The 21,263-nt window shown below is 71.4% G+C and carries 15 protein-coding genes; 11 read left to right on the top strand and 4 right to left on the bottom strand.

From position 1 onward, the window contains the following. The first annotated feature begins 101 nt into the window (after positions 1-101). The 8 genes from ACIA8X_RS34110 (at position 102) to ACIA8X_RS34075 (ending at position 12,202) form a co-directional block, all read left to right on the top strand. The gene (locus ACIA8X_RS34110) at positions 102-311 is read left to right on the top strand and encodes a hypothetical protein (RefSeq protein WP_393456544.1); all 210 of its coding nucleotides are present in this window, start codon (positions 102-104) and stop codon (positions 309-311) included. A gap of 282 nt (positions 312-593) precedes the next feature. Continuing rightward, on the top strand, positions 594-2,237 hold the full coding sequence (locus ACIA8X_RS34105) for a DUF4192 domain-containing protein (RefSeq protein ID WP_399459917.1): 1,644 nt from the start codon (positions 594-596) through the stop codon (positions 2,235-2,237). Between the two features lie 948 nt (positions 2,238-3,185). Continuing rightward, positions 3,186-5,105 (top strand): glycogen debranching N-terminal domain-containing protein, encoded by a 1,920-nt coding sequence (locus ACIA8X_RS34100; RefSeq protein WP_399459916.1) that lies wholly within the window; start codon positions 3,186-3,188, stop codon positions 5,103-5,105. A gap of 197 nt (positions 5,106-5,302) precedes the next feature. Next, positions 5,303-6,061: an NUDIX domain-containing protein gene (locus ACIA8X_RS34095; protein WP_393456553.1), complete on the top strand. Its 759-nt coding sequence runs from the start codon at positions 5,303-5,305 to the stop codon at positions 6,059-6,061. Between the two features lie 141 nt (positions 6,062-6,202). Continuing rightward, complete coding sequence (locus ACIA8X_RS34090) at positions 6,203-8,209, top strand: ATP-binding cassette domain-containing protein (protein WP_399459915.1); 2,007 nt, start codon at positions 6,203-6,205, stop codon at positions 8,207-8,209. Between the two features lie 163 nt (positions 8,210-8,372). Further along, on the top strand, positions 8,373-9,260 hold the full coding sequence (locus ACIA8X_RS34085; protein ID WP_393456559.1) for a FadR/GntR family transcriptional regulator: 888 nt from the start codon (positions 8,373-8,375) through the stop codon (positions 9,258-9,260). A 427-nt stretch (positions 9,261-9,687) separates the two neighbouring features. Then, on the top strand, positions 9,688-11,220 hold the full coding sequence (locus tag ACIA8X_RS34080; protein WP_393456562.1) for an RNA polymerase sigma factor: 1,533 nt from the start codon (positions 9,688-9,690) through the stop codon (positions 11,218-11,220). A gap of 133 nt (positions 11,221-11,353) precedes the next feature. Next, complete coding sequence (locus ACIA8X_RS34075) at positions 11,354-12,202, top strand: serine protease (RefSeq protein WP_393456565.1); 849 nt, start codon at positions 11,354-11,356, stop codon at positions 12,200-12,202. A gap of 104 nt (positions 12,203-12,306) precedes the next feature. Here ACIA8X_RS34075 and ACIA8X_RS34070 read toward each other — a convergent pair whose 3' ends face one another. Then, the gene (locus ACIA8X_RS34070) at positions 12,307-12,537 is read right to left on the bottom strand and encodes a hypothetical protein (protein ID WP_266961483.1); all 231 of its coding nucleotides are present in this window, start codon (positions 12,535-12,537) and stop codon (positions 12,307-12,309) included. Between the two features lie 445 nt (positions 12,538-12,982). Between ACIA8X_RS34070 and ACIA8X_RS34065 the strand changes: the two genes are divergently transcribed. From ACIA8X_RS34065 to ACIA8X_RS34055, 3 genes are all read left to right on the top strand, one after another. Next, positions 12,983-15,103, top strand: coding sequence for a type IIA DNA topoisomerase subunit B (locus ACIA8X_RS34065; protein WP_393456568.1), 2,121 nt, complete (start codon positions 12,983-12,985; stop codon positions 15,101-15,103). A 244-nt stretch (positions 15,104-15,347) separates the two neighbouring features. Next, positions 15,348-15,809, top strand: a complete 462-nt coding sequence (locus tag ACIA8X_RS34060) for a DUF485 domain-containing protein (protein ID WP_399459914.1) — start codon at positions 15,348-15,350, stop codon at positions 15,807-15,809. Beyond that, complete coding sequence (locus ACIA8X_RS34055) at positions 15,806-17,398, top strand: cation acetate symporter (protein ID WP_393456574.1); 1,593 nt, start codon at positions 15,806-15,808, stop codon at positions 17,396-17,398. Before ACIA8X_RS34060 ends, ACIA8X_RS34055 begins: the two co-directional genes overlap by 4 nt. 188 nt (positions 17,399-17,586) lie before the next feature. Here the strand turns inward: ACIA8X_RS34055 and ACIA8X_RS34050 are convergent, their stop codons facing one another. The 3 genes from ACIA8X_RS34050 to ACIA8X_RS34040 all read right to left on the bottom strand — a co-directional run bounded on the left by ACIA8X_RS34050 (position 17,587) and on the right by ACIA8X_RS34040 (position 21,166). Continuing rightward, entirely contained in the window at positions 17,587-18,267 is a 681-nt protein-coding gene (locus ACIA8X_RS34050) for a response regulator (RefSeq protein ID WP_393456577.1), read from the bottom strand. Further along, positions 18,264-19,940 (bottom strand): ATP-binding protein, encoded by a 1,677-nt coding sequence (locus ACIA8X_RS34045; RefSeq protein ID WP_393456580.1) that lies wholly within the window; start codon positions 19,938-19,940, stop codon positions 18,264-18,266. The genes ACIA8X_RS34050 and ACIA8X_RS34045 overlap by 4 nt, the downstream gene beginning before the upstream one ends. Positions 19,941-20,224: 284 nt before the next feature. After that, positions 20,225-21,166, bottom strand: a complete 942-nt coding sequence (locus tag ACIA8X_RS34040) for a sucrase ferredoxin (protein WP_393456583.1) — start codon at positions 21,164-21,166, stop codon at positions 20,225-20,227. Between the last annotated feature and the right edge of the window lie 97 nt (positions 21,167-21,263).

The following is a 21,263-nucleotide window of genomic DNA, read 5'->3' as shown; positions in this document are numbered from 1 at the left end:
CCGCCGTGGTGCGCGCCCTCGTGGAGGACGGCTGGCGCCTACGGGCCGTCAGCCGTGGTGACTAAGACGAGGCGTGGGATCCACAGCGTGGCGTACGGACCGTGCGGGCCGACCGCGGCGACGACGCACAGCTGCGGGTCGCCGTCGGGTCCGGCTGCGACGCCCTGGTCGACGTGGTCGCCTACACCGCCCGGCCCAGGCGCCAACTGCCCTCGCTGGCCGGACTGGTGGGCTCCGCCGTGATCGTTTCCACTTCGGCCCTGTGCGCGGAGGAGGAGGGCAGGGGCTTCGGCACCATGATGGGGCCGTAGGAGTTCGGGGCCCTTCCGGACCACATCGACAGGAGCCAGCCAGTTGTCGCCCCGCCCGCCGAGGGCTTCCTGGAGCACAGGCACGCCATGGAGACCGGGGCGCTGCGAGCCCGGGAGGTTGGCGAGGCGCCCCTGCCTGCCACGCTGCTGCGCGTCGGCATGCCTAAGTGGCCTGCAGGGCACCTGCCCCGGGCCCCACCCGAAAGGGCGCCTTGTCGTGTCCCTGGTCGGACTTATCCACAGGGCGAAGTGGAGGTTGGCGATCCGCGAGATCGTCTGCGCATGACGCATCACGAAACAACTGGCTCGCCCGAAAACGACGACACCACGGGCACCGAACAGCACCAGGCGGACCGACCCGACCGCGCCGCGTACGACAGGCAACCCGCCGAGCACCAGGTCACCCTGCGCACCCCGGACGAGCTGGCCGACGCGCTGCCGTATCTCCTGGGGTACCGCCCCGAGGACAGCATCGTGCTCGTCGCCCTGCACGACAAGGACGGCCGTGGCCGGTTCGGCGGACGTGCACGGCTCGGCATTCCCGCGAGCGCGGACGACTGGGACGCGGCGGCCGGGCAGTTGGCCGACGGGCTGGTGAGGGGCAGCGAGCGCAGAGGAGCCCGGCCCGAGCAGATGGTCGCCTTCCTCTGCCAGGAACCGGCCACGGGGGAGACGGGCCGACAGGTCAGGGAACGGCTGCAGCCACTGGCCCAGAAGATGCGTGTCGCCTGCGGCAGTCTGGACGTACCGGTGATCGAGGCCCTGTGCATCTCGGACGGGCGCTTCTGGTCCTACTGCTGTGACAGGGAGGAGTGCTGCCCGCCCGAGGGCCGACCGATGGGCCTGCCCGGTACGTCCGTGCTGGCCGCCGCGGCCACCTACGCCGGAGTTCAGGTGCGCGGCACGCTGCGCGAGTTGCGGGCCAGGCTGCTGCCCTGGGAGACCGCAGCCGCCCTGGAGCAGGAGATCGCCCTGGACACCGCGGGCATGGCACTGGTCCCCAGGATCCTCGACGACGCGACCCGCGTGGGCGTGGCAGAGGAGACGCTGCGGCTGGCCGAGCGGCTCATGAGCCGGTTCGCCGAGGTAACGCCCGCGTCCGGGACACTCACCGCGGATCTCCGCGACGACGAACTGCTCGGTCATGACGAAGCCGCGAGGCTCATTCTGGGCCTGCAGGACCGCGCGACCCGTGACCGCGCGGCCGAATGGATGGAGGGCGACGAGGCCGGTCCCGCCCTCCGGCTCTGGCGAGCGCTGGCCCGCCGCTGTGTCGGACCGTACAGCGAGCACGCTGCGGCGCCCCTCACGCTCGCCGGCTGGGTCGCTTGGTCCACCGGCGACGAATTGGAGTCCCGAGAAGCCCTTGCCATGGCACTCGGCGCCGACTCCGACTACCTCTTCGCCCGCCTCCTGCATCAGGCCTGCAACGAGGGTCTGGACCCCGAGTCGATCCGCCGCTGCCTGCGCGCGGAACGCGTCGGCCGCGACCAGCGGGACGCCGGGCGACTCGGCCAACGGGACGCCGAGCGGCTCGACCAGCGGGACCCCGGCCCGCTCGACCAGCCGGAAGGCGTCGAAGAGCCGGTGGAGGGTGAGGCGGTGAGCACTGGGCGGACGCCTGCCGCGGGCGCCCGTCGCCGGGTTCGGCGCCCCACGGGTTCGGCCGGAAGTCTCCCTCGTCCTGCAACGGCCGCCGGGCGAGGACGGGTTACCCGTGTGTCGCGTCCTCGTGCGTCGGCGAGTGTGCCACTTGGCCTCCCCCACCCGGGCAGCACAGGGTCGCGCACGCCGAAAGGTACGGGTGCGCGGACCTCGAAGAGCACGGCTCCGCGCACCGCGAAGAAGGGAGGCGTGGGTCGGAGTGGGGCAGCCCGTCCGGACGGGGTGCGTTCCAAGAACGCGGGCGCCGAGGGGGATACGTGAGCCGCCGAGGCCCCTCAGACCGCGATGTCCGTGAGCCGGGTCGCCACGAGCAACTCCCGGTCCGAGCCGACCCGCACATCCGACCCGCACAGCGGACGCGCACAACCGAGCCTGCCCGACGGGTCAGCGCGTCGGCGCCCGCCCCGCCTCAACCTACCTGGTGAACACGCTGAACGCGGCTCCTCTTAGGCGGGGTTACCCCCTCCCGGGCGTGACCCGGAGGAGCACCTCCCCGTTCACCTGAGTGGCGGAACGGCTGGACCGACCGTGCTGCCGCACCGCCCTTGTCACTTCGGATGTCACTCCGGATCCCCCAGCCGGCGCCGCACCCACCCGAGGCGCACTGAGCACAGAGGAAACCGCCCCATGCCACAACCCACCCCGACGTCCCGAACCGCCGACGATCGCACGACGGCCGATGGACCGTTACCGTCCTTCGGGCTGGACGAAGGGCCGCCGCCGGGCGAGGGCGGCCAGGGGCGGGGCGCGCCCATGCCCGTGCGGGATGCCGCTCGCAGTTCCCCACCGAGCAGCCGCGGCCGGCCCTCTCCGGGTGGCTCGTCCCCTCCGGACCCTCCGGGTCCTGTGGATCAGGGTCGACCAACCCCCCGATCGGTGGACCGGACCCCACCCCCTGTCCGGCTGCCAACGGCAGACCAGGACGGTCGCCCATACCCATGGGCCGGACGGACCGAGCTCCCCGTGCAGCCGACAGGACCGACACGACGGGGGAGGCCCACAAACCGGAGCCCGAGCCCGAGCCCCGCGCCCGCGTCGCCCGTCCACCAGGGCTCGACAGCGCCGCCGCCTGCCGACTCCGCGCGGCGCTCCCGCCCACCCTTCCGCCCACCTCAAGACACCCTCTCCCCGACTCGGCCATCGGCCCCCTCACCAACACCACCCTCCTCCGCGCTCCGGCCCACCGACCTCCCTCCCACCCACGACGCCATGATCTGCGTCGCCCTGCCGGGCCTCGCCATCTCCACGAACCAGGGGCAGTTGACCGGCCGGGGACTCGAGGGGTTCTACCGCGCGGGTCGGCGTGTGCTCTCACGCTGCCAACTTCGCGTGGCCGGACGCGAACCACTGGCGGTGCAGGCCCGGATGACCACGGCCGACTGCGCCCGCTTCGTCGGCACACTGCGCGTCTCCCCGCAGGCGGGCCCCGACCCGGACGTCGTCGTCGAGCGGACCCGTCACGCGGACGGCACCGAGCGGATCACACTGAACAGCGCGGCCGTTCGCCCCCTGCGGGTGCCGGTCGAGGTCGCCCTCGGCACGGACCTGGCCGACCTCGGTGGGATCGCGTGGGGCAACCCGGGACCGGAACTGCCCGCCAGCGTCCACGACTCCGGGCTGCGCTGGTCGTCCCCTCGAGGCAACTCGACGGTGACGGCCGACCCGCCGCCCACTGACGCGCTGGCCTCTGCGGGGCTGTTGCGCTGGGAGTTCGCGCTGCCCCCGGGCGGCAGCGCGAGCATCGAGCTGCGGGTGCGGCCGGACGGAGCGGGGCCCCTACGGGCCGTGGGCCGCACGGCGACCAGCCCGCTGGCCTCCGCGCGCGCGTCCGGCGACGACCCCAGAGTGCAGGCCCTGATGCGGACCAGCGTCGAGGACCTCCAGGCCCTTCTGCTGCGCGACCCCGCCCTTCCCTCCGACACCCACCTTGCCGCCGGAGTGCCCTGGCGCTGCGGTCCGGCCCCGGCCGACGCCCTGGCCGCGGCCCGGATGACCCTGCCCTTGGGCACTCGGCTGGCCGTGGGCACGCTGCGCACGCTCGCCCGCACCCAACTCCGGGGCCAGGGACAGCAGTCCGGCATGATCCCCGGGCCGCTCCGGGACGCGGGCACGCACCTGCCCCCGGGCTGCACCGGCACGGAGGCCACGCTGCTCTTCCCCGTACTGCTCGCGGAAGCCCGACGCTGGGGCATGCCCGAGGCCGAGGCGGCGGAACTCCTCCCGGTGGCCGAGCGGTGTCTGACCTGGCTGCGTACCACTGTGGGCGACGGCACATATCTGCGCGACCCGCATCCCGGCAGCCCCGTCCGCTGCGAGACCCAGGCCCACGCGCATCGTGCGGCACTGCTCGGCGCCGATCTCCTCGACGCCTGCGGCAGACCGGGCGGCGCCGGGCTGCGGGATTGGGCCGGCGCGTTGCGGGCGGCGTTCCGTGCGGATCTCTGGATCGACGACGTGGGCGGTGGGCGACCCGCCGCCGCCCGGACCCCGGACGGACGCCTTGTGCCGCAGCTGGGCGCCGCAGCCGTCCATCTCCTCGACACCGGCCTGCTGGGCGGGGGAGAACTGGCGCCCGGCCTGCTCGACAAGGTGCGGACCGAACAACTCGCCCGACTGCTCGGTGCTCCGGCCATGGACTCGGGCTGGGGCCTTCGAGGGCTGGGCGCGAAGGAGGCGGGACACAACCCGTTCGGTCACCGCAGCGGCGCCGTACGGGTCCACGCGACCGCGCTTGCCGTAGCAGGCTTGGCCGCGGCCGACTACGAGAAGGAGGCGAGCGCGCTGCTACGGGGCGTCCTGGCGGCGGCAGAGGCGTTCGGCCACCGGCTCCCCGAAATGTACGCGGGGGAGCAGCGCACCGACGGCAGCGCTCCTCTCCCGCACCCCGCGGCCTGCCGCCCCGCTGCCACGTCGGCGGCGGCCGGGGTGCTCCTGCTGACCACGCTCGCAGGCATCCGCCCGGACGCTCCCGGAGGGACGGTCACTCTGCGGCCGATGCGCAGCGCCCCTCTGGGCGAGATCGTCCTGACGGGCTTGCGGGTCGCCGGTGCCCCTTTCTCCATCCGCGTCAGCAGGCTGGGCCTCGCCATGGTCGAGGAGGCGGCCGACGGACTCCAACTGCGAGCGTGACCTTGGCCGACGCGATCCGGAACGACCCACGTGACCTCGGACGACGCCACGCGGCACGACCCACGTGACCTCGGACGACGCCACGCGGCACGACAAGCGGGAACCCGGTGAGGTGCATTCCCGGCCGAATTGGATCAACCGTCGACGGGGTCGGCGAAGGGAGTGTTTATCGTCAGGCAGACGACTATGATCGCCGCATGCCCTACGACCCGTCAGCCTTTCCGCCCTTTGCCGTCACCGTGGACCTGGTCGTGCTGACCGTGCGCCGCCATGCCCTGTGCGCGCTGGCGGTGCGCAGGGGCGAACCGCCGTTCCAGGGGCGCTGGGCACTGCCCGGCGGGTTCGTACGGGCCGACGAGGACCTGGCGCAGGCGGCGGCACGCGAGTTGGCGGAGGAGACCGGGCTGCGCGCCCACGACCCGTCCGTTCCCGCGCACGACAACGGTGCTCACCTGGAGCAGCTCGCGACCTACGGCGACCCCAAGCGGGACCCTCGGATGCGCGTGGTCAGCGTCGCCCACCTCGCGCTGGCCCCCGACCTGCCCGCGCCTCGCGCGGGCGGCGACGCCAGCAACGCCCGCTGGGCGCCGGTCGACGAACTGCTGCAGCAGGGCGGTCATGGCCGCGATGGCGAACCCGTCGCGCCGCTCGCTTTCGACCACGCGCAGATCCTGGCCGACGGGGTGGAGCGCGCTCGCTCCAAGATCGAGTACTCGTCGCTGGCGACGGCCTTCTGCCCCACCGAGTTCACGGTCGGCGAGCTGCGCCGGGTCTACGAGGCGGTGTGGGGCGTGGCGCTCGACCCCCGCAACTTCCACCGCAAGGTGACGGGCACGCCGGGCTTCCTCGTCCCCACCGGCGGCACCACCACCCGTCAGGGCGGCCGCCCCGCCCAGCTCTTCCGGGCCGGCGGAGCCACGCTGCTCAACCCCCCGATGCTGCGCCCCGAGGTCTGACGCCCGCGCCTGGAATGGCAGGGACGGAGGGCGATTACGGGCGAGCAAAGGCGAACAAGGATCCGGTCGGGTCGACTGCCGCCCGGGCTACGGGCCTTGCGCTGCCCGGAAAAACGGACATAACGCGCTATCTTGCTGAGGGTGATCCAGGCCATCGGACTGACCAGCGACCCTCGCAAGCAGCTTCCCCCTGCCGTCGACGACGTGTCCTTCGAGGCGTGCGCGGGCCGTGTCACCGCGCTGCTCGGGGCGGCGGGAGCGGGCAAGACGACGGCGCTCAGACTCATGCTCGAGCTCCAACGCGGCCGTGGGATCACCTACTTCAGAGGTCGCCCCCTGCACCGCATCGCCCATCCGTCGCGCGAGGTGGGTGTACTCCTGGGCGATGTCCCGGGGCACCCGGCCCGCACCGTCCGCGGCCATCTGCGCATGCTGTGCGCCGCCGCGGGCGTCCCGGCACGGCGCGCCGACGAAGTCCTGGAGGTCGTCGGCCTCGTCAGCCTGCGCGAGGAACGCCTCGGCGCCCTCTCGCGCGGCATGGACCGCCGCCTCGGTCTGGCCTGCGCGCTGCTCGCCGACCCGCACACCCTCGTACTCGACGAACCCGCGGACGGGCTCTCGACCCGCGAGAGCCGTTGGCTGCACCGCATGCTGGGCGCGCACGCCGCCCAGGGCGGCACGGTCCTGCTGACCACGGCCGACCCCAAGGAGGCCGCACGCGTCGCCGACCGGGTCGTCACCCTGGAGGGGGGCAGACTCCTCGCCGACCAGGAGGCCGCCGACTTCGCCCGCACCCGGCTGCGCCCCCGCGTCGCCGTCCGCACCCCGCACGCGTCCCGCCTGGCCGCTCTGCTCACCAAGGAGGCGCGCACCACGCAGCGCTCCGTCGAGGTCGTGCGCGAGAGCGGCACCCGCCTCTCCGTGTACGGCAGTACATGTGCCGTGATCGGTGAGATCGCCTACCGCCATGGCATTCTCGTCCACCAACTCGCCGACGAGATCGGGGACATGGGGCCGGCATTCGCGGCGGACCTCTCGACGGAGCGGCAGGCCGACGAGGCGTCGCTGACGCCGGCCCGTGAAGCGATCGCGGCGCGTGATCGCGAGCGGGCGGCCACGCCACCGGTGCGGGTGTCGACGCGGCGCCAAGAATCGGCCACAGCCGATGACCTCCCGGCGCCGCGCGAGACGTCACCGACGCCGGACGGAAGGCTGGCCGCGCTCCACACGCCCACCAGTGAGCCGCGACAGGCCGACGCGCCCACCGAGGGTCGCGGGCCTTCCTCGCAAGCGACCTCGCAATCGGCAGGTTCGCGCCTCCCTGCCTCCTCTCCCGACCACCTTCCCGACCTGCCACCCCCCATCTCGGTCCGCCCCGCCCCCGGCCCCCTCCGCCCCCTCCGCTACGAACTCCGTCGCGCCGCCGGAGTCGGCACCGGATTCCTCACCGCCGGCGCCGTACTCGTGGTGTCCGCCCTCACCGCCGTACTGCTCGCTCGGGTCGGGCACACGCCGCATCCGCGGTTGCTCGTCGCGTGGCCGCGGGAGCTTCCGCTGCCGCCGGCGGCGCTCGGGGCCGGGCTGCTCGGGGCGATCGCGTTCGGCGAGGAGTTCCGCCACCCCGCCCTGGCAGCGGATCGCGGCACCGTCCCCCGCCGGCTGGGGCTGCTGGCCGCGAAACTCCTCGTCGCCTCCGCCACCGCGCTGGTGCTGGCCGTCCTCACCATCGGCTGCGACATCGAAGTGCTCTATCTCGTCTACGGACCAGAGCTCGCGGAGGTTCCCGCCGACTGGCTTTCGCTGAGCGCGAGTTGGATGGGGCTCATGGTGGGCTGCGCCTGGGCCGGCGTACTGGCCGCGGGGCTCTTCCGGTCGACCACTGCGGGGCTCGCCGCGGTGGTCGCCGTACCCGTTCTCCTCGTGCCGCTCGTGCAGAAGGTGATGGAAGGGCCGTCGGTGCGGACGGCGGCGGGATTTCCGCTGCGGCTGCACGAGGTGCTCCTGTCGCAGTGGCCGTTCGGCGGGGAGCGGTATGTGGCCGCCGTGGCGCGTGTGATCGCCCAACCCGTCGGAGGCGCACTGACGTTGTCGCTGGCCACGCTGCTCGCCGCTTATCTGCTCACCACCACGCGCGGCAGGGTTCGATAGCGACCGTCCGTGCCCTTCCCGGCTCCGTCATGCCCACAACTCCCCGGGGAAAGCCCATTTCTTTCCGATAAGGCGTCAATTGCGACGGGGTGAGCGATCACCCTTTCGTGTGCTTTTCACCAAAGACCTCAAGGGAGTTGGGGACGGCGCCGACAAAGGATGCGTGAGTACCCTTGCGCACACCATGATGACCGCCGCCCGCTCCGCAGACTCCGGCCTCGCCGGCCCGGGCGAACTCGACCGCTACCCCTACGCCGAGGCCCCCGTCGCCGACCGCGTCGGAGCCCCCGTCTGGGACGGCGGGGACCCGGAACTGGGCCGCGTGGGCCGGCGCGCCGCCGGCAGCCGTGGGCGCGGGCTGCACGGCCAACTCGTCCAGCAGCTCGGCCAGATGATCGTCTCCGGCGACCTGGGCGCCGACCGTCCGCTCGTGCCCGAGGAGATCGGCCAGCGTTTCGAGGTCTCCCGCACCGTCGTCCGTGAGTCGCTCCGCGTCCTGGAGGCCAAGGGCCTGGTCAGCGCCCGCCCGAACGTCGGCACGCGCGTGCGTCCCGTCAGCGACTGGAACCTCCTCGACCCGGACATCATCGAGTGGCGTGCCTTCGGGCCGCAGCGCGACGATCAGCGCCGGGAGCTGAGCGAGCTGCGCTGGACGATCGAGCCGCTCGCCGCCCGCCTCGCGGCCGGGCACGGGCGTGACGACGTCCAGCAGCGGCTCGCCGACATGGTCGAGATCATGAGCCACGCGATGGGCCAGGGCGACGTCCTCACCTTCTCCCGCGCCGACACCGAGTTCCACTCGCTGCTCATCCAGGTGGCGGGCAACCGCATGCTGGAGCACCTGTCCGGGATCGTCTCGGCCGCCCTTCAGGTCTCCGGCGGCCCTGTCACGGGCTGTGACCGGCCGAACGAGGCGTCGCTGACGCAGCACAGCAGGATCGTCGACGCCCTCGCCGCCGGTGACGGCATGGCCGCCGAGGCGGCCATGCGCCAACTGCTCACCGTTCATCCCGAGGTCGAGCGCGTGGTGCCCGCACCCCGCGAGCACTGACCGCGCACCCGATGCGCGGCTGAGGACGGCGCCTCCCCCCTCCTGGGGCGCCGCTCGGTCCGTGCATCCTCCCGTCGGACCCGCAGGATCCCCCACGGATCCTGCGGGTCCGACGGTGCGACGAGGCCCTGGAATCGCAGTACAGTGCATGGTCCACAGCTGTGGGTGACCTCTTCTGTCCTTGTCTGTCCGTTTTTGATCGATTACGGGATGTGACTCGGGCCACGCAGATTGGGCGTAACGCTCGGGGAAACAGCGCGATGACCTAAGAGGTGACAGCCGAGAAGGGAATACGGACGCCGCTCAAGGCGCTGTGCATCCTCCCGGCCCCCGCCCGCACCGTCGGCCCATCCCCAGGTCGGTGGTCGGCTCCTGTCCGCCGTGGACGGGGCCGGAAGCCGTTTTCCAACGTTCCGAGAGGTTGTTCGTGTCGGCCAGCACATCCCGTACGCTCCCGCCGGAGATCGCCGAGTCCGTCTCTGTCATGGCTCTTATCGAGCGGGGAAAGGCTGAGGGGCAGATCGCCGGCGACGATGTGCGTCGGGCCTTCGAAGCCGACCAGATTCCGGCCACTCAGTGGAAGAACGTACTGCGCAGCCTCAACCAGATCCTCGAGGAAGAGGGTGTGACGCTGATGGTCAGTGCCGCGGAGCCCAAGCGCACCCGAAAGAGCGTCGCAGCGAAGAGTCCGGCCAAGCGCACCGCCACCAAGACGGTCGCGGCCAAGACGGTGACCACCAAGAAGGCCACCGCCACCGCCACCCCGGCAGCGCCCGTCGCCGAATCCGCCGTCGAGGACGAGGCCACCGCCAAGAAGGCCGCTGCCAAGAAGGCGACGACCGCCAAGAAGGCCGTCGCGAAGAAGACCGTCGCCAAGAAGACGGCGGCGAAGAAGACCACCGCCAAGAAGGACGACGCCGAGCTGGTCGAGGAAGAGGTCCTCGAGGACGCCAAGCCCGGTGACGAGCCTGAGGGTGCCGAGAGCGCCGGCTTCGTGCTCTCCGACGAGGACGAGGACGACGCGCCCGCGCAGCAGGTCGCGGCCGCCGGTGCCACCGCCGACCCGGTCAAGGACTACCTCAAGCAGATCGGCAAGGTCCCGCTGCTCAACGCCGAGCAGGAGGTCGAGCTCGCCAAGCGCATCGAGGCCGGTCTGTTCGCCGAGGACAAGCTGTCCAACGCCGACAAGCTGGCGCCCAAGCTCAAGCGTGAGCTGGAGATCATCGCCGAGGACGGCCGCCGCGCCAAGAACCACCTCCTGGAGGCCAACCTCCGTCTGGTGGTCTCCCTCGCCAAGCGCTACACCGGCCGCGGCATGCTCTTCCTGGACCTGATCCAGGAGGGCAACCTCGGTCTGATCCGCGCGGTCGAGAAGTTCGACTACACCAAGGGCTACAAGTTCTCCACGTACGCCACCTGGTGGATCCGTCAGGCGATCACCCGCGCCATGGCCGACCAGGCCCGCACCATCCGTATCCCGGTGCACATGGTCGAGGTCATCAACAAGCTCGCGCGCGTGCAGCGCCAGATGCTCCAGGACCTGGGCCGCGAGCCCACCCCGGAGGAGCTGGCCAAGGAACTCGACATGACCCCGGAGAAGGTCATCGAGGTCCAGAAGTACGGCCGCGAGCCCATCTCCCTGCACACTCCGCTGGGCGAGGACGGCGACAGCGAGTTCGGTGACCTCATCGAGGACTCCGAAGCCGTCGTCCCGGCCGACGCGGTCAGCTTCACGCTCCTCCAGGAGCAGCTGCACTCGGTTCTCGACACCCTGTCCGAGCGCGAGGCAGGCGTCGTCTCCATGCGCTTCGGTCTCACCGACGGTCAGCCGAAGACCCTCGACGAGATCGGCAAGGTGTACGGCGTCACGCGCGAGCGCATCCGCCAGATCGAGTCCAAGACCATGTCGAAGCTCCGCCACCCCTCGCGGTCGCAGGTGCTGCGCGACTACCTCGACTAGGTCGCAGTCGTACGACACACAAGGCCCGGTCTCCCGCGTGGGGACCGGGCCTTCGCGCTGTCGCCGCAGGTGCGGGGTGCGGCCGTCTGACTCACTCTGGGTTTCCCATGACCACCCGAGAGTGAGGAGCGTCATGCGTCGTACCTTTGCCCGGGCGCTGGCCCGGCCGCTGGTTCTGGCGGCGGCCGCCGCCGCCATACCGCTGATGTCCACCACCCCTGCGACCGCCGACAGTGTCGTCGTCGGCGGGTTCCCGGTCGATGTGTCAGACAGTCCCTGGACCGTGGCGCTGTCCAGTCGTGACCGGTTCGGAGGTACCCGGGCCGGTCAGTTCTGCGTCGGTGTGGCGGTCAGCCGGTCCACCGTGCTCACCGCGGCCCACTGCATGGGCGAGGAGGTTCTCGGGACCACCCCGGACCAACTGCGGGACTTCAGTGTGATCGCGGGCCGTACCGACCTGCTGTCGAACAGTGGCCAGGAGATCCCCGTCCGGCGTACTTGGGTGAACCCGGCCTACGACAGTGCCACCAACGCGGGTGACTTCGCCGTGCTCACCCTCGCATCGCCGCTGCCGTCCCACTCGGTGATCGCGATGGCGGGTGCCGGCGATCCTGCCTATGTGCCGGGGGCGGCGGCCCTGGTCTACGGGTGGGGGGACATCACGGGCGCGGGTGCCTATGCGCGTGGGCTGCGGGCGGCCCGGGTGCATGTGCTGCCCGACGCTCTGTGCGGGAAGGCGTATCCGGGCGGCGGTGAAGGCAGGTACCTGGCCGACAGCATGGTCTGTGCCGGGGAACCGCTGGGAGGGCGGGACGCCTGCCAGGGGGACAGCGGAGGGCCGCTGGTCGCTCAGGGGAAGCTGATCGGGCTGGTGTCCTGGGGCACCGGCTGCGGTCGCGCGGGCAGTCCCGGCGTCTACACGCGGGTGTCCGAGATCGCACGGGCTCTGCGCTGGAGCGTCCGGGCTGCCGACCGGGCCTGAGGGTCCGCTGGGTATGTATGAGCGCGGGCGGCTGTCCCTGACGTCAGGGACAGCCGCCCGTCAACCGGCCTGTGCCGGAGCTGGCTCGTCGTGGATGCGAGGTGTCAGCGCTCTTCTTCGGACGCCGATGCGGGAGCGGACGTCAGCCGCTCCGTCTCGTCCTGTATCTCAGCGGCGATCTTCTTGAGTTCCGGCTCGAACTTGCGACCGTGGTGGGCGCAGAAGAGCAGTTCACCGCCGCTGAGCAGGACGACGCGCACGTACGCCTGGGCGCCGCAACGGTCGCAGCGGTCAGCGGCCGTCAGCGGGCTCGCGGGGGTCAGAACAGTAGTCACGTCGCCTCTTCTCTAGCTCGACGAGCTGTCGTACCAGGGTCAACATCCAACCAGCCCCAAAACGTTCCCGCTCGTGGCTTCTCCCAGAGTGAAATTTTTCCGGGGCGGCTGGTTGCTGCCGGCTTGGCGGCGAATGTGCCGTATTGCGTCTCTGTCTTGCTTACGGTTTCGCGCTGTCGGTCAAGGTCAGGTCCTCCCGGCTGGCTTGCCGGTTTGTTCATGAGGACGTGCCCGGAGCCTAAATGGTTCATGCCTGGAAGGGAACGTGATATGTACTTCACCCCATCGAGGGATCGAACACGCATGCGACCCTGGACTAGTCTGTGTTTCGCACGAGGGTGGCGTTACAACGGCTCTACCAGGCCTCGGTACCCTCTTGACGGCGACCGAAGCCGCGCCCTTACCCATCAGGGCGTCACCTGAAATTCAGCGAGGAGCGAACCGCGTGACCGCCGAGACGTCCGTGCCGTCCACAGCGCTGCTGGCAGGAGCAGACCGGGACGGGTCCAACTACACCGCGCGGCACCTGCTCGTCCTCGAAGGACTCGAGGCCGTACGCAAGCGCCCGGGTATGTACATCGGTTCGACCGACAGCCGCGGTCTGATGCACTGCCTCTGGGAGATCATCGACAACTCCGTCGACGAAGCCCTCGGTGGCTACTGCGACCACATCGAGGTGATCCTCCACGACGACGGCTCCGTGGAGGTCCGGGACAACGGCCGGGGCATCCCGGTCGACGTCGAGCCCAAGACCGGCCTTTCCGGCGTCGAGGTCGTGATGACCAAGCTGCACGCCGGCGGCAAGTTCGGAGGCGGTTCCTACGCGGCCTCCGGCGGTCTGCACGGAGTGGGTGCCTCCGTGGTGAACGCCCTGTCCGCGCGACTGGACGTCGAGGTGGACCGAAGCGGCCACACGCACGCCATCAGCTTCCGCCGTGGTGTCCCGGGGGCCTTCGCGGCCGACGGCCCGAACGCCAAGTTCGAGACCGGCGGCCTGCGCAAGACCAAGAAGATCCCCAAGGCCCGCAACGGCACGCGCGTGCGGTACTGGGCCGACCGCCAGATCTTCCTCAAGGACGCCAAGCTCTCCCTGGAGAACCTGCACCAGCGCGCCCGCCAGACCGCGTTCCTGGTGCCCGGCCTCACCATCGTCGTCCGCGACGAGTTCGGCCTCGGCGAGGGCGGCAGCAAGGGCGAGGAGTCCTTCCGCTTCGACGGCGGCATCAGCGAGTTCTGCGAGTACCTGGCGGCCGACAAGCCGGTCTGTGACGTCCTCCGCTTCGGCGGCCAGGGCACCTTCAAGGAGACCGTCCCGGTCCTCGACGAGCACGGCCAGATGACCCCCACCCAGGTCACCCGAGAGCTCGACGTCGACGTCGCCATGCGGTGGGGGACGGGATACGACACGACCCTGAAGTCGTTCGTGAACATCATCGCCACCCCCAAGGGCGGCACCCACGTCGCGGGCTTCGAGACCGCCGTGACCAGCACCATGAACGAGGTGCTGCGCACCAAGAAGATGCTGCGCGTCGCCGAGGACGACATCGTCAAGGACGACGCCCTGGAGGGGCTCACCGCGGTCGTCACCGTGCGTCTCGCCGAGCCGCAGTTCGAGGGCCAGACCAAGGAGGTCCTCGGCACCTCGGCGGCCCGACGCATCGTGAACACCGTGATCGCCAGGGAGCTCAAGGCGTTCCTGACGTCCACCAAGCGGGACGCCGCGGCACAGGCGCGCGTGGTCCTCGAGAAGGCCGTCGCAGCAGCCCGTACACGTATCGCGGCCCGCCAGCACAAGGACGCACAGCGCCGCAAGACGGCCCTGGAGTCCTCGTCGCTGCCCGCGAAGCTCGCCGACTGCCGCAGTGACGACGTCGACCGCAGCGAGCTGTTCATCGTCGAGGGTGACTCCGCGCTCGGCACCGCCAAGCTCGCCCGGAACTCCGAGTTCCAGGCACTGCTGCCGATCCGCGGCAAGATCCTCAACGTCCAGAAGTCGTCCGTGACCGACATGCTCAAGAACGTCGAGTGCGGCGCGATCATCCAGGTCATAGGGGCGGGGTCCGGCCGGACCTTCGACATCGACGCGGCGCGCTACGGCAAGATCATCATGATGACCGACGCCGATGTGGACGGCTCGCACATCCGGACGCTGCTGCTGACGCTGTTCCAGCGCTACATGCGTCCGATGATCGAGGCGGGCCGGGTGTTCGCCGCGGTGCCGCCCCTGCACCGGATCGAGCTGGTCCAGCCCAAGAAGGGACAGGACAAGTACGTCTACACGTACTCGGACCGTGAGCTGCGCGACAAGCTCATGGAGTTCGAGAGCAAGGGCGTGCGCGTCAAGGACTCCATCCAGCGGTACAAGGGTCTCGGTGAGATGGACGCCGATCAGCTGGCCGAGACGACGATGGACCCGCGCCACCGCACGCTCCGCCGGATCACTCTCTCCGATCTGGAAGCCGCCGAGCGGGTCTTCGATCTACTGATGGGGAACGACGTGGCGCCGCGCAAGGAGTTCATCTCCAGCTCTGCGGCGACGCTGGACCGGTCCCGAATCGACGCGTAGCCGCTGCGCTGGGCTTTGGCCGGTTTGCCGGCCTCGGCTTCGCCTTCGGCCGGGTTTGGGGTACCACCCGCACCGCCCGTGCGGCTTTCGTCGTCGGGCGCGGGTGGCCCCTGTGCGGCGTTCTCGCCGTTGGCGGCTGCCGGGCGCTATCCGCTATCGGGGTTTTGTGGAGTGCGTCACCTGATGGGGTGAAGCGCACAAAGAAGAAGAGTCGGGGATCTTTCCGTTCTGTCCATGCTTGGGCATGCACTCAAGCGACGGTCGTCCCCGCGAAGCCAGAGGTGCCCGGCTCGACGACCCCTGGTACGACGCCCTCGCCTCCGGGTGGGGGGAGTCGGACGATACGGCCGCTCCCGAGAGCACCCCGCCTGTCGTCGGCGACGTGTACCTCGAGGTGCAGCGCAGCGCGGCTTTCAGGGATGTGCGCAGCCGCTATCGGAGGTTCGTGGTTCCGGCGGTTGCCGTGTTCCTCTCCTGGTACGTGGCATACGTCGTGGCCGCCACGGCCGCGCCGGAGCTGATGGCCCGGCCCGTCGCGGGGGCCGTGAACGTCGCCATGGTCGCGGGGCTCGGACAGTTCCTCACCACCTTCCTGTTCACCTGGGCCTACGCCCGCCACGCACGATTGCGCCGGGACCGGGCCGCGCTCGAACTGCGCTGGGAAACCCAGGAGTTGGCGCGCGTCACACAGGGCGGTGCCTCGTGACGGGCGATCACCAGCCCCTGGCGCTGCTGCTGTTCGCCGTGTTCATCGCGATCACGCTGGCGATCACGACGTGGGCGAGCCGCAACCGGCGTGGTTCGGCGGAGGAGTTCTACGCGGGCGGCCGGCTCTTCACGCCCATGGAGAATGGTTTTGCCATCGCCGGTGACTACATGTCGGCCGCCTCCTTCCTCGGCGTCACCGGGCTCATCGCCCTGTTCGGCTACGACGGGCTGCTGTACTCGGTGGGCTTCCTCGTGGCCTGGCTGGTGGTGCTGTTCCTCGTCGCCGAACTGGTGCGCAACTGCGGGCGGTTCACCCTCGCCGACGTGGTCGCCGCGCGGATGCGCGAGCGCCCGGTGCGGATCGCGACGGGAACTTCCTCGGTCGTCGTGTCCGTTCTGTATCTGGTGGCGCAGATGGTGGGCGCGGGCACGCTGGTCGCCCTGCTGCTCGGGGGCAGGAGCGAGGCGGCGCAGGCCTGGACCGTCATCGGCGTCGGCGCACTGATGGTGATCTATGTGTCGTTGGGAGGGATGCGGGCCACCACCTGGATCCAGATCGTCAAAGCTGTCCTGCTGCTCAGCGGCACCGTCGCGTTGACCGTGCTCGTCCTGCTGCGCTTCCACGGCGACTTCGACCGGCTGCTGCTCACGGCGGCCGAGCGCAGTGGTCACGGTGATGCGTTCCTGGCGCCCGGGCTGAAGTACGGCGGTGACTGGACGTCCCGATTCGACTTCATCAGCTTGGGCCTCGCACTGGTGCTGGGCACCGCCGGACTGCCGCACATCCTGTCCCGCTTCTTCACGGTGCCCACCGCCCGCGCGGCACGGCGCTCCGTGGTCTGGGCGATCGGGCTCATCGGCGGCTTCTATCTGATGACCATCGTCCTCGGCTTCGGTGCGGCGGCGATCGTCGGGCCCGAGGCCGTGCGTGGGTCGAACGCGGCCGGGAACACGGCGGTTCCGCTGCTCGCCCTCGATCTGGGCGGCGGCGCGTACTCCACCGGAGGAACGGTTCTCTTCGCTCTCGTCGCCGCCATCGCCTTCGCCACGATCCTCGCCGTGGTCGCCGGCATCACGCTCGCGTCCTCGGCCTCCGTGGCCCACGACCTGTACGCCTCGCTACGGCGCCGGCGTGCCGAGCCGCGCAGCGAGGTGGCCGTGGCACGGGTCGCCGCGGTCGGCATCGGCGTGGTCGCGATCGCCCTCGGGCTGCTGGCCCGCGACCTCAACGTCGCCTTCCTGGTGGGCCTCGCCTTCGCTGTCGCCGCGTCCGCCAACCTGCCGGTGCTGCTCTACTCGCTGTTCTGGCGGGACTTCACCACGCGTGGTGCCGTATGGGCCGTGTACGGCGGTCTGATCCCGGCCGTGGCGCTCGTCCTGCTGTCGCCGGTGGTGTCGGGCAGCCCCGACTCGCTGTTCCCCGGGGTCGACTTCCAGTACTTCCCCCTGCAGAACCCCGGCCTCGTCTCGATCCCGCTGGGCTTCGTCGCCGGCTGGCTCGGCACCATCACCTCGGCGGAGGTCCCCGACGAGGCCAAGCACGCGGAGACCGAGGTGCGGTCGCTGACGGGGGCGGGGGCGGCTTAGGGAGGCGTCTTCCGGACCATGCCGGGGGCGTGGGCCTGGCGTCTCCCGACCACGCCGGGGGGCGTGGGCCCCAGCGCGGGGCGGCGCCTTCACCGCCGTACCTTCACAGGACGGCTGACGTTTGGGCGGCCCGCATCCGTATGAAGTGGCGGGCACGGCTCCCTTCCCCCGCCCCCACGGGCCGTGCCTCAGGCGCGGGTCGCCCACACATAACGGTGTTCCGGGCGGCCCGCGTCGCCGTACTTGAGGGTCAGGCGGGCCCGGCCCGTGCGCTCCAGGAGCTTGAGATAGCGCTGGGCGGTCTGGCGGCTCACCCCGGTCCGCTCGGCGATCTCCTGGGCCGACAGAGGGCCTTCGGCGTTGATCAGGGAGCGGCGTACGAGTTCCGCGGTGGTGGGGGAGTGGCCCTTGGGCAGGTCCGGTTCCGAGGCGGCCGACAGGGCGCCGAAGATGCGGTCCACCTCGGCCTGTTCCGCCTCGCCGCCGCCGTCGAGGGTGCGGCGCAGCTCGGCGTACGCCTCCAGCTTGGCGCGCAGGCCGGCGAAGGCGAACGGCTTGACCAGATACTGCAGCGCGCCGTACCGCATCGCCGCCTGCACCGTCGTCACGTCCCGCGCCGCCGTCACCATGATCACGTCGGCCTGGTGGCCCAGGCGCCGCATCTCCTGGACGACCGAAAGGCCGGTCCCGTCGGGCAGATAGTGATCCATGAGGACCAGGTCGAGCCGGGGCAGCTCCGCCACCTGGCGCAGCGCCTCCGCCGCGCTGTGCGCCTCGCCCGCGACGTGGAAGCCCGGCACCTTCTCGACGTAGGCGGCGTTGACGCGTGCCACGCGCGTGTCGTCGTCCACGACCAGGACCTCGATCATCGCGACTCCTCCTCGGTGACGGGCTGTGCATCTGACGGGACGGTGAGGGCGGGCTCCAGGTCCGGCTCGGCCAGTGCCTCGGGCAGGACGACGGTGAACTCCGCGCCCCCGCCGGCCGCCTCGCCCACAGTCGCACTGCCACCCTGCCGTTCGGCGAGCCTGCGCACGAGGGAGAGACCGATGCCGCGTTCGCGGTGGGCCGGGCGCTTCTTGGTGGACCACCCGTCGGTGAAGATCAACTCGCGCTGCTCCTCGGGGATTCCCGGACCCGTGTCGCGCACCCTGAGGATCGCGGTACGTCCCTCGGCGCCCAGTTCGACCTCCACGCGCGCGTGCGGCGTGCCCGCGACGGCGTCCAGTGCGTTGTCCACGAGGTTCCCGACGATCGTGACGAGCCCCCTGGGGTCGATCAGCCGGTCCGGGAGACCCGTGCGGTCCGCCAGGCGCAGCGCGACGCCGCGCTCGGCCGCGACGGTCGCCTTGCCGACCAGCAGAGCGGCGAGCAGCGGGTCCTGGATCTTCTCGGCGACCTGCTCCGCGGTGGCCCGGTGGTCGCCGACCACCTCGCCGACGAACTCCACGGCATCGTCGTACATCTCCAGTTCGAGCAGCCCGAGGAGGGTGTGCATCCGGTTGGCGTGCTCGTGGTCCTGGGCGCGCAGGGCGTCGATCAGGCCGCGCGTCGAGTCGAGCTCCCGGCCCAGCTGCTCCAGCTCGGTGCGGTCACGCAGGGTGGCTACGGCGCCGCCGTCGTCGGTGGGCATGCGGTTGGCGACCAGGACGCGCTGGCCGCGGACCGTGAGCAGATCGGTGCCGGTCACCCGGCCGGCCAGCACGTCGGTCGTACGGCCCTCGCCGAGCGCCTCGTCGAGGGAGCGGCCGACGGCCTCGTCGCCGATGCCGAGCAGACGCCGCGCCTCGTCGTTGAGGAGGCGGATACGGCCGCCGCGGTCCAGGGCGACCACGCCCTCCCGGATGCCGTGCAGCATCGCCTCGCGCTCCGAGAGCAGCCCCGAGATGTCGGAGAAGGCCAGGTCACGGGTCTGCCGCTGGACCCGGCGGGAAATGAGCCAGGCGGCCAGCGCGCCGACCGCCAGGGCGCCGCCCGCGTAGGCGAAGAGTCCCGGGATGGCGTGCAGCAGCCGGGCCCGCACGCTGTCGTACGCGATTCCGACCGAGACCGCCCCGATGATCTCCCCGTCGCCGTCCCGTAGCGGCACCTTGCCGCGGGCGGTGCGGCCCAGGGTGCCGCTGTCGATCTGCATGACCTCGTGGCCGGCGAGGGCCTGGCCCGGGTCGGTCGAGACGAGCCTGCCGATCTCGCTCGCCGTGGGGTGGGACCAGCGCACTCCGCGCCGGTCCATCACCACGACGTACTCGGCCTTGGTCGCCTCGCGGATCCGCTCGGCCTCCCGCTGGACCGGACCGCCGGTCGTGGCGGGCGTGCTCAGCAGGTCCTCGGCGATCTGCGGCTGGGCCGCGGTGGTCTGCGCGATCGACAGCGCGCGGCGCATCGCCTGGTCGTCCAGCTGGTCGCTGAGCGGAGCGAGGAACAGTCCGGTCGCGAGCACCGCGACTCCCGCGGCGATCGCCACCTGCATCAGCAGCACCTGCGCGAACATCTGCCGGGGCAGACCGAGGCGCAGGCGGCGGGCGGGGGGAGTGGGGCTCATACCCATGACGGTACGTGGGCGGGCGGGGAGTCCCGTAGAGGGGTGTGGCGTGGATCTCTTGGTCGGTGTCGGGTAGGGGGCACGGAGGAGGTGTGAGGCGGCCGGTTCCCCTGAGGGGGCGTCGGGTGGGCGGTCGGATTGGTTCTCTCAGGGGGCATCGGGTAGCCGGTTCATCTGCAGTGGCGTCCAGTGCTCGGTCGCCCCCCGGAGGGCCTCGGTGGACGGTCCACCCGGGGCGGCATCGGGGGCCGGCTGTATCCAGGGCGACCGGCGAGTTGCCCGGCTCAGCTCGCGAGTGCCGTCGCGATCGTGAGCTCGCGCACTGCCACCACGTCCATCCGTGCGGGCGAGCCGAGCACCGAGCCGCAGCTCTCGGGGCGGGGCGGCAGCGAGGTGCCCTGCGCCACGTGGACCCGCCAGCGGCGCCCGTCCACGTGGGCGACGGTCACCTCCCACCGCGGGGCCGCGCCGTCCGTCCCTACGACGCTCAGCGCCTCCGCGGCGTCCTCGCCGGTGGCCCGGCGCACGGCCAGCTCGGCCGCCTGGCCCGGCCGCTCCCAGGCCGAGTTCCCGCGGCAGCCCTCGACGACGATCCGGCCGTCCTGGACGCTGTGCAGGACCTCCTTGACGGCGTGGGCCTGTGCCCGGCCGTACGCGTAGCCGTACGGCAGCACGAGCAGCGTCGGTGAGAACCGGTGGCCACCCAGATGAGTGACCTCCCAGACGCCGTCGACGCCGGAGGCGGTGAGCTCGGCCGCGAGAGGCCGGCCGAGGAGTGCGCAGCAGCGGTCCCGCTTGCCGTTGGTGCAGACGAGGGCGAGCGGGTCGCCTGTGTGGGGACGCCCCTGGAGGACCGAGTCGAAGGTGTGGGGGTCACCCATGCCCAGCGCGGCGAAGTCCAGGTCGAGCAGCTGCTCGGGGTCGCGGGCCGTGGCGGCGTGCAGCCATACGTTGCCGGGCACGGTGTGGGCCACGTAGACCTGACGCTCGGCGGGGGCCCCGCAGTCGGCGTGCCGACCCGGGCGGCGGATCAGCGCGACGCGTACGCCCGTGTCCTTCGCAGCCGCCTCCAGGGCACGGCCCAGCGCGGGATCCAGGTGGCTCTGGGTGAGCGCCTTGGCACCCCACGGACCGGGCTGTTCCAGCAGCAGCCAGGTCGTCGCGGTCGCCGCGGTCCCCGCGATGGGCTCGTCGAGGTCCTGCGAGACGGTTGAGCACGTACTCACAGAGGTGAGCCTAACCTGACTTGCGTCGAGGTGACTTCCCAAGGGCCCCCGTGGCGCTTCCAGGGGCTCCCGTCCGCTGCCCGGGGCTCCCGTCCGA

The sequence above is a fragment of the Streptomyces sp. NPDC051738 genome, assembly GCF_044453205.1.
In the GTDB taxonomy this organism is placed as follows: domain Bacteria; phylum Actinomycetota; class Actinomycetes; order Streptomycetales; family Streptomycetaceae; genus Streptomyces.
The sequence above is the reverse complement of the archived record's forward strand: the minus strand, read 5'-3'. Positions and strand labels throughout refer to the sequence as shown.

Excerpts from the sequence above, each read along its gene's own strand:
- ACIA8X_RS34105 (WP_399459917.1), top strand. The coding sequence starts at position 594 with ATGACGCATCACGAAACAACTGGCTCGCCCGAAAACGACGACACCACG.
- ACIA8X_RS34100 (WP_399459916.1), top strand. The coding sequence starts at position 3,186 with ATGATCTGCGTCGCCCTGCCGGGCCTCGCCATCTCCACGAACCAGGGG.
- ACIA8X_RS34095 (WP_393456553.1), top strand. The coding sequence starts at position 5,303 with ATGCCCTACGACCCGTCAGCCTTTCCGCCCTTTGCCGTCACCGTGGAC.
- ACIA8X_RS34075 (WP_393456565.1), top strand. The coding sequence starts at position 11,354 with ATGCGTCGTACCTTTGCCCGGGCGCTGGCCCGGCCGCTGGTTCTGGCG.
- ACIA8X_RS34060 (WP_399459914.1), top strand. The coding sequence starts at position 15,348 with ATGCACTCAAGCGACGGTCGTCCCCGCGAAGCCAGAGGTGCCCGGCTC.
- ACIA8X_RS34050 (WP_393456577.1), bottom strand. The coding sequence starts at position 18,267 with ATGATCGAGGTCCTGGTCGTGGACGACGACACGCGCGTGGCACGCGTC.
- ACIA8X_RS34045 (WP_393456580.1), bottom strand. The coding sequence starts at position 19,940 with ATGAGCCCCACTCCCCCCGCCCGCCGCCTGCGCCTCGGTCTGCCCCGG.